At 49.8% G+C, this 13,029-nt stretch carries 11 protein-coding genes; 1 reads left to right on the forward strand and 10 read right to left on the reverse strand.

Features of this window, described 5'->3' with window-relative positions; genetic code table 11:
• Positions 1-9 precede the first annotated feature (9 nt).
• The 7 genes from pheT to L6468_RS09910 form a co-directional block, all read right to left on the reverse strand.
• Positions 10-2,457, reverse strand: a complete 2,448-nt coding sequence (pheT, locus tag L6468_RS09880; protein WP_237793116.1) for a phenylalanine--tRNA ligase subunit beta — start codon at positions 2,455-2,457, stop codon at positions 10-12.
• Positions 2,458-2,570: 113 nt separating this feature from the next.
• Complete coding sequence (locus tag L6468_RS09885; RefSeq protein ID WP_091853734.1) at positions 2,571-3,365, reverse strand: prephenate dehydrogenase; 795 nt, start codon at positions 3,363-3,365, stop codon at positions 2,571-2,573.
• 3 nt (positions 3,366-3,368) lie between these two features.
• The gene (locus L6468_RS09890) at positions 3,369-4,433 is read right to left on the reverse strand and encodes a bifunctional 3-deoxy-7-phosphoheptulonate synthase/chorismate mutase type II (RefSeq protein WP_091853736.1); all 1,065 of its coding nucleotides are present in this window, start codon (positions 4,431-4,433) and stop codon (positions 3,369-3,371) included.
• A gap of 3 nt (positions 4,434-4,436) precedes the next feature.
• Positions 4,437-5,597 carry a pyridoxal phosphate-dependent aminotransferase gene (locus tag L6468_RS09895; protein ID WP_237793117.1) on the reverse strand — a complete coding sequence of 387 codons (1,161 nt, stop codon included), beginning with the start codon at positions 5,595-5,597 and terminating at the stop codon, positions 4,437-4,439.
• A gap of 32 nt (positions 5,598-5,629) precedes the next feature.
• Positions 5,630-6,460: a prephenate dehydratase gene (locus tag L6468_RS09900; RefSeq protein WP_091817292.1), complete on the reverse strand. Its 831-nt coding sequence runs from the start codon at positions 6,458-6,460 to the stop codon at positions 5,630-5,632.
• A 230-nt stretch (positions 6,461-6,690) separates the two neighbouring features.
• Positions 6,691-7,569 (reverse strand): tetratricopeptide repeat protein, encoded by an 879-nt coding sequence (locus L6468_RS09905; RefSeq protein ID WP_237793118.1) that lies wholly within the window; start codon positions 7,567-7,569, stop codon positions 6,691-6,693.
• A 76-nt stretch (positions 7,570-7,645) separates the two neighbouring features.
• Positions 7,646-7,834, reverse strand: coding sequence for a hypothetical protein (locus L6468_RS09910; protein ID WP_237793119.1), 189 nt, complete (start codon positions 7,832-7,834; stop codon positions 7,646-7,648).
• Between the two features lie 160 nt (positions 7,835-7,994).
• On the opposite strand from L6468_RS09910, the gene L6468_RS09915 reads away from it, so the two are divergent.
• Entirely contained in the window at positions 7,995-9,233 is a 1,239-nt protein-coding gene (locus L6468_RS09915; RefSeq protein WP_237793120.1) for a type IX secretion system plug protein, read from the forward strand.
• Here L6468_RS09915 and L6468_RS09920 read toward each other — a convergent pair.
• The 3 genes from L6468_RS09920 to L6468_RS09930 all read right to left on the reverse strand — a co-directional run bounded on the left by L6468_RS09920 (position 9,212) and on the right by L6468_RS09930 (position 13,023).
• Positions 9,212-9,829 (reverse strand): radical SAM protein, encoded by a 618-nt coding sequence (locus L6468_RS09920; RefSeq protein ID WP_237793121.1) that lies wholly within the window; start codon positions 9,827-9,829, stop codon positions 9,212-9,214. The two genes, L6468_RS09915 and L6468_RS09920, sit on opposite strands and share 22 nt — an antisense overlap.
• Complete coding sequence (locus tag L6468_RS09925) at positions 9,822-10,676, reverse strand: energy transducer TonB (RefSeq protein WP_237793122.1); 855 nt, start codon at positions 10,674-10,676, stop codon at positions 9,822-9,824. The genes L6468_RS09920 and L6468_RS09925 overlap by 8 nt, the downstream gene beginning before the upstream one ends.
• Before the next feature lie 199 nt (positions 10,677-10,875).
• Entirely contained in the window at positions 10,876-13,023 is a 2,148-nt protein-coding gene (locus L6468_RS09930) for a peptidylprolyl isomerase (RefSeq protein ID WP_237793123.1), read from the reverse strand.
• Between the last annotated feature and the right edge of the window lie 6 nt (positions 13,024-13,029).

Below are 13,029 nucleotides of genomic sequence, written 5' to 3' on the forward strand. Positions count from 1 at the left end.
AATTCTAAATTAACGAAGTTCAGCATTTAGCTGCTTCTTCAGGTTGGCAATCAGCTTCTGCATGATGGCATCAATCTGCTTGTCGTTCATGGTCTTCTCTGTGTCCTGCAGGATGAAGTTCACTGCATACGACTTCTTGCCCTCAGGCAGGTTCTTACCCTCATAGACGTCGAAGAGCTCTACCTTCTTCAGCAGTTTCTTCTCCGTCTGACGGGCAATCTGCTCTATCTGGGCAAACTCCACGGCATTGTCAACAAGCAGAGCCAGGTCGCGACTCACGGCAGGATGCTTGGAAATCTCGGTGAAGGTCACCTCGTTCTTCTTCGTGGCCTTCATCAGTTGCGTCCAGTTGAGTTCGGCGAAATAGACGGGTTGCTGCAGGTCGAACTGCTTCAGCAGCTTCTTTGACAGGATACCCATCTCGATGAGTTTCTTGCCGCCGCGGTTCTCGATGACGATGCCGGCAGAGAAATCAGGATTCTCGCTCTTCTTCTGCACCATCAGGCCCTGCTTCATGCCTATGCGACTCAGGATATTCTGCACATAAGCGGCCAGTTCGTAGTAGGTAGAGTCCTCGTTGGGATGAGCCCAAGAGCCCTCTACACGCTTACCGGTGACCCAGATGCCCATGAAGTTCTCTTCCTTGTAGGCCTGAATAGGATTCTCCTCGTTCAGCTTCTCGGGGTCGAAGAAATAGCAGTTGCCAAACTCGAAGAAACGCAGGTTGGCCTGCTTGCGCTTCACATTGTGCTCCACGCTCTCAAGACCGCCGTAGAGCAGCGTCTGACGCATCACGCCAAGGTCGCTCGACAGGGGGTTCATAATCTTCACCACGGTGTCGCTCTCACCATAGTAGGCAGTCTTGGTGAGCGAGTTGTTCAGTATCTCGTTGAAGCCAGCACCCACCAGCTGCTCAGACACCAGGTTCTGCAACTTGTGCTTGCGGTCTTCCTCGCCCTTGATGACGAGGCTCGACTTCAGCTGTGTGGGTATCTCCACATTATTATAGCCATAGATACGCAGGATATCCTCTACCACGTCGCAGGGGCGAGTGACGTCCACGCGATAGGCGGGAATCTCCAGTTTCAAGCCCTCGGCCGTCTCCTGGAGCACCTTCATCTCCAGCGTCTGACAGATATTCTTGATGGTTTCTACGGGGATATCCTTGCCCACGAGGTTGTGCACGTAGCTGTACTGCAAATCGACGACGGCATTCTCCATCTTCTCTGGATAGACGTCGCAAATCTCCATAGACACCTTTCCGCCAGCCAACTCCTTGCAGAGCAGGGCGGCCTGCTTCAGGGCGTAGATCACGCCATTGGGGTCGATGCCACGCTCAAAGCGGAACGAGGCGTCGGTGCTCAAGCCGTGACGGCGGGCCGACTTGCGAATCCACGTGGGATGGAAGTAGGCGCTCTCGAGCACCACGTTTGTCGTGGTCTCGTAGGTGCCGCTACCCTTGCCACCGAATACGCCGGCTATACACATGGGCTCCTCTGCATTGCAGATAGCCAGGTCGCGCTCAGAGAGCTTGTGCTCCTCGCCGTCGAGGGTCACGAAGGGTGTGCCCTCGGGCATCGTCTTCACCACAATCTTGCGACCCTTCACCATATCGGCATCAAAGGTGTGCAGGGGTTGGCCGTAGGCCATCATCACATAGTTGGTGATGTCCACGATATTATTGATAGGACGCAAACCGATGGTGGTCAGCTTGTTCTTCAGCCAGTCGGGCGACTCCTTCACCTGGCAACCACTGACGCTCACGCAGGCATAGCGCTTGCAGGCCTCTGTGTTCTGAATCTCCACCTCGATGGGGAGGTCGTGATTGTCGACAGCGAAAGCGTCGTCGGAGGGGCGGTGCAGACTTGTCTCGTAGCCGTTTTGCTTGAGCCAGGCGTAGAGGTCGCGCGCCACGCCCCAATGAGACAGGGCATCGGCACGGTTGGCAGTGATGTCCACCTCGATGAGCCAGTCGCTCTCCAGATTGTAATACTCGGCAGCGGGCGTACCTACCACGGCGTCGTCGGGCAGCACGATGATACCATCATGACTGGTGCCCACGCCTATCTCGTCCTCGGCACAGATCATACCGTTAGACTCGACGCCACGCAGTTTGGATTTCTTGATAACAAATTCCTGGTCGCCGTCGTAGAGCACGCAACCCAGGTCGGCCACGATAACTTTCTGACCAGCAGCCACATTGGGTGCACCACACACAATCTGTGAGGGTTCGCCCTTGCCCAGGTCAACTGTGGTCACGTGCAGGTGATCAGAGTTGGGATGCACTTCGCAAGTGAGCACCTTGCCCACGTAGAGTCCTTTCAGCCCACCACGAATGGACTGCACTTCTTCCAGAGCGTCAACTTCAAGTCCCGTAGAGGTCAGCGCATCACATACCTGCTGCGGCGAAAGGTCGAAATCAACGTATTCTTTCAGCCATTTATAAGAAATATTCATTCCTAAAACAATTGTTTAAATTCGAATTCGGCTGCAAAGGTACAAAATAAATTGCAATTAACGCCAAAAAAAATCTGATTATCCATTGCGAATAACCAGATTTTCTCGTTTTTCTATCGCTTTATTTCAATGTCGCGGCGCACATTGTCGCGAATCTTGGTGAGATAGCGCTTCATGGCGGCAGCATCTTTTGTGTCGATAATCTCGAGCAGCTCCTTTAATTCTGTACGGATTTGCGACACCTGATCGTGGGTGTAGGGGTTGAACAGGATTTCCTGCAACAGGTAGTCGTCCTCATTGAGCACGCCCTTGGCAATGCGCATGTGGCGCTTGAAGGTGGTGCCGGGCGCATCCTGATGTTTCATCACGGCCGCAAAGACAAAGGTGGAGACGAAGGGGATACTCAGCGAGTAGGCCACCGTCTTATCGTGCTCCTCGAAGGTGTACTCGTAGATGTTGAGCCCCAGCTTCTGGTAGAGGTCCTTGAAGAAGCAGCGCCCCATGCAGTCGCCCTCCTGGATGATGATGGCGTTCTCCTCTGACAGTTGCTGCAGGTTGGCAAACGTGGGTCCAAACATGGGGTGCGTGGACACGTAGCGCATGCCCGTCTGCTCGTAGAAGTCCTTCAGGTCGGTCTTCACGGAGGCTATGTCGCTGATGATGCACTCCTTGGGCAGATAGGGTATCACCTCCTGGAACACGGGGATGGTGTATTTCAGCGTCACGGCATTAATCAGCAGCTCGGGCTTGAAGGCCTGAATCTCTTCGTAAGTAGTAAACCGCTGGCAGTTGTAGGTGAAACGCATGCGCTTGGCATCGCGCTCGAACACAGCCACCTCGTGGTCAAAACTCAGCAGGTCGATGAAGAAACTTCCCATCTTGCCTGCTCCCATCACTAATATTCGCATTTCTTATTTGTTGATAATTTCAATCTGTTGTCTTACACTCTCTTCGTGGATGCCCTCGAAGACTTTTGCCACAAACTCGGAACCCATGCCCAGAAGCGAACCCTGCGCGCCTCGCTTGGCCAGAATCTCGTTGTAGCGCGAGGTCTGCAGCACGGTCATATTATGCTCTTTCTTATACTGACCAATCTCACGGCACACACGCATACGCTTAGCCAGGAGGTCCATCAACTGGTTGTCCAGTTCGTCAATCTGCTTGCGCAACTGCTGGATGCCTTCTGTGGTGGCGTGCTCGTCGCGGATAACGAGCAGCGAGAGGATATAGTCGAGCACATCGGGCGTCACCTGCTGGGCGGCATCGCTCCAGGCTTTGTCGGGGTCACAGTGGCTCTCCACAATCAGGCCGTCGAAGCCCAGGTCCATAGCCTGCTGACACAGAGGTGCAATCAGCTCACGACGTCCACCGATATGACTGGGGTCACTGATGATGGGCAGCTCAGGAATACGACGATGCAACTCGATAGGAATCTGCCACATAGGCATGTTACGATAGATTTTCTTGTCGTAGGAAGAGAAACCACGATGGATGGCGCCCAGACGCTTCACGCCTGCCTGATTGAGGCGCTCCAACGCACCAATCCACAGTTCCAGGTCGGGGTTCACGGGGTTTTTCACAAACACAGGGATGTCAACACCCTTCAGCGAGTCGGCCAAAGCCTGCATAGCAAAGGGGTTTGCTGATGTACGGGCACCAATCCAAAGGATATCAATGCCATACTTCAATGCCAGTTCCACGTGCTCAGGCGTTGCCACCTCGGTAGAAACCAACATCTTCGTTTCCTCTTTCACCTGCTTCAGCCATTGCAAGGCAGGTTCGCCGTGACCCTCAAAGCCGCCTGGCTTCGTACGAGGCTTCCACACACCAGCACGGAAGTTGTGGCATCCTTTCATTGCCAACTGCTTGGCAGTGGTCATCACTTGTTCCTCGGTCTCTGCAGAACAAGGGCCTGCAATCACAAAGGGACGTTCATTGTCACTCGGAAGGTTCAGTTTTTCTAGTTCCAGTTCCATATCTTATAATGCTTTTTTGATTCTTTCTAATGCTTCTTGTATCTTTTCCTCCTTGGCACACAGCGAGATGCGGATATAACGCTCACCATTTGAACCAAAGATAAAGCCTGGGGTGATGAAGACGCGAGCCTCATGGAGCACACGCTCCGTCAGGTCTTCCACGTTCTGAATTTCAGCAGGTATCTTGCCCCAGAGGAACATGCCCACCTGATTCTTATCGTACGTACAGCCCAGCACATCCATAATCATCTCGGCCCACTGGCGACGACGGGCATAGGTCTCGATGTTATATTCGCGATGCCAAGCCTCATCATTCTTATAGGCCTCGGCAGCTGCCAATTGGATGCCACGGAATGTACCACTCTCAATATTGGACTGTACCTTCAGTATCCACTGGATGAACTGTGGATTTGAGGCACAGAGGCCCACACGCCAGCCTGGCATATTATGGCTCTTCGACATCGAGTTGAACTCAATACAGCAGTCCTTAGCGCCTGGTACCTGCAGGATGCTCAGGTGCTCCTCGCTCAGGATGAAGCTGTAGGGATTGTCGTTGACCACTACAATGTCGTGGTCCTTGGCAAATTTCACCAGGCGCTCATAGGTCTTCATCTGGGCACGACCACCCGTTGGCATATTGGGATAGTTGGTCCACATCAGCTTAACCTTCGAGAGATCCATCTTCTCCAGCTCATCGAAGTCAGGCTGCCAGCCATTATCCTCACGCAGGTTGTAGTTCACAATCTTTGCACCCAGAATCTTTGAGAGCGAGGTGTATGTGGGATAGCCAGGATTAGGCACCAGTACCTCATCGCCAGGATTCACGAAGGCCAGCGTCACGTGCAGGATACCCTCTTTGGAACCTATCAGGGGCAGCACCTCGGTCTTGGCGTCGATATCTACGTTATACCAGCGCTTATAGAACTGTGCCATAGCCTCGCGCAACTCAGGTGTACCCTGTGTAGGCTGATAGCCGTGTGCATTGGGCTGGTTGGCCACCTCACACAGTTTGTCGATGGTCTGCTTTGAAGGAGGCATATCCGGACTGCCGATGGCCAGTGAGATAATATCCTTACCTTCGGCATTGAGTTGTGCCACCTCCTTCAGTTTCCTGCTGAAGTAGTACTCCTGTACTAAACTTAATCTGTCTGCTGGTTGTATCATAATTATCAAATCAAAATCTTAAATCTCAAATCTCAAATCGCCCTATACTCTCCCAGGATTTTCAAATCACGTGTCAGGGGGATAATGGCATCCACCGCCTGACGGTAACGGGTCAGGTCGTTATAGGTCACATCCACATAGAACAGGTACTCCCACTCCTTGCCGATGATGGGCAATGACTGAATCTTTGTCAGGTTAATCTTATAGAACGACAGGATAGCAAGTACTGCTGAGAGCGAACCCTCTTCGTGAGGCAGGGAGAAGACGATGCTAGCCTTGTTTGACTCCACGAGCGGACGCAGCATGTCGGCTTTCTGAGGTGCCGAGCACACCAGGAAACGTGTATAGTTGTGCTTATTATCCTCGATACCGTTCTCCAGCACCTTCAGTCCATAGAGCTTTGCAGCCTCGGCATGACAGATAGCAGCCCATCCCTTATGGTGACCCTCGGCTATCATCTTGGCCGAACCTGCCGTATCGTCCCCTTCCACAATACGCAGATTGGGATGATGCTCTAGGTAGTGACGCGTCTGCATCAGGGCCACAGGATGAGAGTGCACCTCTGAGATGGTGTCCCAGTCGTCCTCTGGCAGACAACAGATGCAATGGGTGATGTGCAACTTATGCTCGCCCACCACCGTTGTACCACTGTCGCGCAGCAGTTCGTAGTTGTGCAACAGGCTGCCGGCTATCGTATTCTCGATGGCGGCCATACCTATCACCGTTGGGTCCTGACGCATACTCTCATACACCTGTTCAAAGGTGTTGCAGCAAATCAACTGCAACTGTTCTCCCTCGAAATACTGATGGGCGGCAATGTCGTGGAACGACCCGATCTCTCCTTGTATTGCTATTCTCTTCATACTCTAAAAAGAAGCCCCACTTTCACTCTTCGTGAAGCGGGGCCTTATTTAATTTTTTCAATGTTACAACTCATCATTTTTACATACGACTACCCGCTTCACAATTGCTTGTAAAGTAATAATAAAAATAGAAGTATGCATTAAATTTTATCATTTTTGTTACTATTTGTTATTTTCGAGTGCAAAAGTATAACAATTCTTTCAAATCACCAAACTTTTTCTTGTTTTTTTTACAATCCAAATGGATTAATGGCAGAATAGACGCGTTTCATAGCCTGTTCTACGCCTTCGGCCGAGTAATCACCACTCACATCGGCCAGTTCGTTGGGGTTCATCTCCAGCAGTTTCTGCATATCTTCCTCCGCACCTTTCTTGTCGCCCTGCTCGTAGCGTATCTGGCCACGCTCACGATAGGCATCCATCTGGAATGGATTCAGGTCTATCACCTTATTATAAATATTAAGGGCATCATCATTCTGTCCCTTGACATGAGCCACGCGTGCAGCCATCAGCAGCACCTCCTCTTCATCTTCGGTATGCGCCATCAACCAGTTGACATCCTCTTCCGCACCATTCACGTCGCCCAGTTTCAGAAGTGTCTTGGCACGAAGCAGACGGGCATCGTCCAGTTGTTCATTCAATACGATAGCTTTGGTCAAACGGGCAATACCGTTAATCAGATCACCCTGACCCAAAGCGGCCTGCGCCACCATATAGTTAGCCATGCCGTTTTCAGCATCCACACCCAGTGCCTGTTCACAGAAATTTTTCATCTGTTCATAATCCTCCTGCATATAAGCCACATGGGCTGCATGCAACATGATAGCAATATTATCCGGTTCGGCCTTGATGATGATGTTCAACTCCTCCAGGGCCTCATCCAGACGATTCAGGCGAATCAGTGTCTGAGAGAGATAATCATGCACTTCCAAGTCTTCCTGGATTTTCAGCGCCTCACGAAAACATTTCTCCGCATAATCAAACTGTCCCATGCGCATGGCTTTCACGCCATCATATTTAAACACGTCAAAGTTTTTAGCCTCGGCATTCTTTTTCTCTTCTTCAGGGTTACTCTCCTCCCCTCCGAAAAACGATTTCCAAAATCCCATAATTACAAATTATTTAAATTTTGGCGCAAAGTTACGAAAAAGTCGAGAGAAATGCAAAAGGAAAACTTGTTTTTCTTTATGATTTAAACAGATCTCCTTCCACCATTCTGCTTTCTATACGGGCACGCTCACGTCTCTGGTCAAGAGAGGGCACGTCGCACTTCTCTTGCGAGGGTGCAGGCTTATCCTCTGCCATCTCTTTAAAATCACCCATCAGGGCTACTGCTACTACTGAAATGATGTAAATCCAAAATAATGCATCCATAATCTTAATTGTTTTTTGAGTTATACATATTAATTTCTGGTTGCAAATTAAAGCGGAGGTCGTCCCAAAACGCAGGACACCCTACCCTGAATTAACTTCATTTAAGAAAATAATTCGATTCTGGCGTCCAATTTCACAGTTTTTTAGGTATCTTTGCCGCATGAAGAAGAAAATAATACTGGCCTTGCTCATGCTGGCACCGTTGTCGCTGAGCGCATGGCATAGCATAAAGGCACCAAATATCAAGAGTCTGCAGGTCATCAAGAACGATGACTTTGAGGCGCTCCCTGTATTGCAACTACATGGGCGAGACGTGCTGAGCATCAGCTTTGATGAACTGTCGCACAACTACCACCGCTTTATTTACCGCGTGGAACCCTGCAATCCCGACTGGACACCTGCAGAGGGACTCTTTGAGAGCGACTGGCTGGAAGGGCTTAACGACCAGCCTATAGAGCAGTATGATAACTCTATCAACACCACAGTCCTCTACACCCACTACGAGCTGCAGTTTCCCAACGAGCACACCAACCTGCGCATGAGTGGTAACTACAGGCTGCACATCATTGATGATGACAGCGAAGAGGAAGTCCTTGTGGTGGAATTGCGCGTTGCAGAACCCATCATGCTGGTAGGATTGGGCATCACCACAAACACAGACCTGGACCTGAACGGCCGATACCAGCAGGTAGGGATGACGGTGAAACTCAACGGACTCAGGGTGACAAGACCCAACGAGGAGATACAGACGTTTGTGATGCAAAACGGACGGGAGGACAACATGAAGGTGAACGTCACGCCAAATTATATCACCAACCAGAGTCTGCAATGGGAACACAACAAGCATCTGATATTCGATGCGGGTAATGAATACCATAAGTTCGAGATACTGGATCCGCGTCACACCACCATGGGACTGGCAGGCGTCAGATGGGACGAAACGACGAAGACCTGGCATGCAATGCCCATGCCCTGCGAACCCAGAAGGAGCTACCTCTATGATGAGGACACCAATGGTGCTTTCCTGCTGCGCAACAGCGACAACTATGACGCAGAACGAACATCAGACTATGTCTATGTACACTACGTTCTTCAGCCCTATCGTCCATACACAGATGCAAACATCATTGTAAACGGCAGATGGACCACAGACGCCTCGGACAACTACGTTATGACTTACAACGAGGAAAGCAAGACATATGACCTCACCGTGATGCAGAAACTAGGCTACTACAACTACCAACTGCTCCTGACGGATTATGACGGCACCACACATACGCTACCAGAGGAAGGCAGTTTCTTCCAGACAGAGAACACCTACCAGGCATTCGTGTATTATAAAGCCACAGGGGCACGAGCCTGGCGACTGGTGGGATATCAGGAGGTGACGTACAAATAATCAAAACAGTCAAAATCGCAGAAGCCCATTGTCTGCAGCACTTCCATACTCTTTTGTCTATCCTCCTCGGTGTTGTAATCAGGAATATGGGGCAATCGGATGGTTACTTTCTGACAATAGTCGTGACTAGCCAACCACGACAGATTCTCCTGTACAAGCCGGTTATCCCTTGAGGTATATCGCCGATAGATATCGGGATTCATGTCCTTCACATCAATATAATAATGGTCAATAAAGGGAGCCACGGCTTCAACAGCCTGCAGGGGTACATTCAGGGATGTCTCTATATAGATATGCCATTCCGCAGGACACAGTTGACAGAACGCAACTATCTCACGACTTCTGAGCAACGGTTCACCACCGCCAAAAGTGATGCCGCCGCCAGTAGCCTGGAAATACAGATTATCAACCATCACCTCATCTAGGATCTCCTGCACACTCATCTTTTTCCAAATGCCGTCAGCCTGCAAGCATTGCATATTCAGACAATATTTGCAGCGGAGCGGACAGTCGTGAAAAGCCACGAGCGTTGTCACGCCCTGTCCATCGGTAACCAGTCGGTGACGACAAAGACCGATAAGAGGGATGCTATTCATTCAGGCGAAATCTTACTGGAAGGGTAAAACCTACTCTTCTCGAAATCCCATTCTCCTTGCCTGGAAACCATTTAGGCATTGACTCCACCACCCTCAATGCTTCTTTATCCAGCAACGGATGAACGCTTTTAATAACCTTCGCATTAGTGATGGTGCCGTCTCTCTCCACAATAAAAGTAACTACTACCCGTCCCTCGATGCCTTTCAACATACATTCTGACGGATAACGTATATTCTCATCAAGAAAAGCCATTAATGCGGCATCACCTCCACGGAACATTGGCATCTGCTCTACAATGCCAAACACTTTGTTTAGATCTGGCTGTGGGGGACATTCGTCAACGACTACTTCCCCTACTCTCAGCACATGTTCCTCTTCCACTATGGCTGAATCCTTCATTTCCGTCGTGGTTTGGGATGCTGGGGCTTCAAACGGCGCAGTACGCTTCTTGATTGTTGCAGGGTCTTTCTTTATAATGACAGAATCAACAGGCGAGCGATATGCCACGTCGCCATCAACATGCTCCATCGTATCAATAACAGATTTGCAATGGCTGAGCGAATCCTGTCCCTCATCTATTTTATTCTCCGGCTTTACCTTATTATTACAGCCCGTCAATGCCGCAAGTCCTGCCGATATGCCAATGATAGCAACAGCCTTACCCAACTGCCGACGCATATCCAACTGCTGTTCCAGATATCTGACCTCAGCCTCACAAGCCGGACATGTACCAAGACACTCACCCTGATAATGACACACGCGTGGTTCATACTTGATGCCATTAGCATCGGCCACCTGCTTGCGGATGGTCTTCAGTACGCTGCAAATTGATTTTCCTTTTGACATAGATACTTTCAGGTTTTTATTGTTGATGCTGCAAAAGTAGTAATTAAACTTATTTCTGCAAAAGAAATGGCAGAAAAAGAATAAACAAGTAGTAAACAACCAGTAAACAAGGTTGTAAATAGCCGGTAAACAGGGACAAAAAAAGGGGAATGTGTCGTCATAAACACATTCCCCTTTGTATTTTATTTCGTCCCTTCTATTAGAAGAAGATGTAACGATTATCCTTGATGTCAAGGTTGTTGTACAGCTCCTGCATAGCCATGCGAACAGTCTGCTGCATGCCCTGCTGGCTCAGCATCTGCTGCTGTTGAGCGGCGTTGAACTGTACACCTGCACGAGCAGCACGATCCAGAACCTGGAAGAAGTAAGCGCCAGAACGACCCTTGACAGGAGCCTTAGAAACGGCACCCTTCTCAACACCTGCCACAGCACCACTCAGGGCAACCTCAGGTGACATTGCACCAGGAACATAAGCGGGAGAAGCGAAAGTGATGTGAGAAACGGTGTCAACACGAGCACCCTGAGCCTTAGCCTCAGCGATAGTCTTCACATTAGCCAGCTTCTCGGCCAACTTAGCATATTTCTTGTCGATGAGAACCTCCTGCTTCAGAGTCTCCTCAACAGAAGCCATTGACTCGTAGCCCTTAGGATTAACCTTGCTCAAACCTACAACCAACAGGCGGTCGTTATCGCCACAACGGTCATATACCTGTGAAATCTGGTTCTCCTCTGCCTCACTGAACACCCACTTCAAAGCATCGTGAGTAGAACGGATGTTGGCAATGGTGTGGTCAGTATTTCTGATGGTACGATCCAGAACGGTATAGCCATACTCAGCAGCCTTCTCCTGAAGACCTGCCAAATCCTGACTCTCGCTCACAAACTGACTGAACTTGTTGTAAGCCTCGTTATAAGTCTCGTTAGAGAAATCGATAGTACGCTTAACGATAGCTACGTCATACTTTTCTACAGAACCACGACGCTGAGTAACCTGCAACACAACGTTACCCTGAGCAAAGGTGAGATTCTTCACCTCGTTAACAGGTGCATTCAGAAGTGTTGTGAAATACTGCTTATCATCAGCGCTCAGTGTAGAAGCCTGCTCATAATCCGTAGAACGCATCCATGTCTTCTCAGCACGCTGACCATAGTTCTTTGCAATTGAATCGAAAGGAGCACCAGCGTTGACAGCTTTCACAATGCTATCAGCAGAAACTGCAGCACCATTCATACCCACCAAGGAGATGAAACGGTACTCGATAGAGTCGGCTACGCTGGTCTTACCCAGGAACTTCACTACATTGAAGGTGTTATCACGGCTCTCGAAAGGAGCTGTTACCTGACCTACGCTCATCTTCGTGATGCTATCAGCCAAATCTGTGGGCAGGGCAGCACGTGAAACGGGGAGACCCAGATAAGAAACATTACTCTGAGAAGTACGGATAACCTCTGTCACAGCAAGGCTGTCACCCTTGAGTTCAGCATAAGCCTTGTTCATCACCTTCATCAGTTCATCACGGTCTTTCTGAGAAGCAGCAACCTGAACGCTTACAAACTTGATGTCACGAGAATCCTGATAGTTCTTGAAACCTTCCTTCAGTTCCTCGTACTTAGCCTTCAGATCAGCCTCAGACACCTCAACGTCGTTATCGTTAATCTGGCTGTAAGACATTGAAGCAACGAGAGCCTGACTCTCAATGTTCTGATTGTCGAAAGCTGCCTTAGCAGAAACAGGGTTTGACAGAACGCAACCAGCGAGCAGCATCTGATACTTGTTGGTCAGCAGGTTCTGAGCCAGCATCTTCTCTGCAAGAGCCCAGCTATGAGTGAAAGCCTCATACTCCTCAGCTGCCTGAGCGTTGGTCTGAGCCTGAGCCTTCATATTCTCACGATACACATTCACCTTGTTAATGTCCAGCGTACGAGTCTGAGGATCAACAAGTCTTGAAAGCAGAGGATTCTGCATAATAGCAGGGTGTGTACCTTCCTGGAGCACCTTCACAACCTCGTCATCGGTAACGGTGAGGCCCAGTTCCTTTGCTTCTTTCTCAACCATCTTGTTCAGCACGCAGGTATTCCAAACCTCGTCACGCAAGCTGTTAAGCTGCTCTTCGTCAAAATTACCCTGACCCAAGAACTTCAACAGTTCCTGATACTCTCCGACGAGGGTCTGATACTCCTGAATGTCGATCTTATCGCCATCGATAGAACCAGCGATGCTGCTGTCCATCTGAGCGCGACCTCTACAAGTGCTAAAACCATCTTGTGCAATGAAGCCTACGAGACCCAAGGCCAAAATACCGACCAAGGCAGGTCCCCAGCTTCTGATTTTTCCAATTGCTGCCATTTTTTC

The organism is Prevotella communis, from assembly GCF_022024115.1.
Classification (GTDB): Bacteria; Bacteroidota; Bacteroidia; order Bacteroidales; family Bacteroidaceae; genus Prevotella; species Prevotella communis.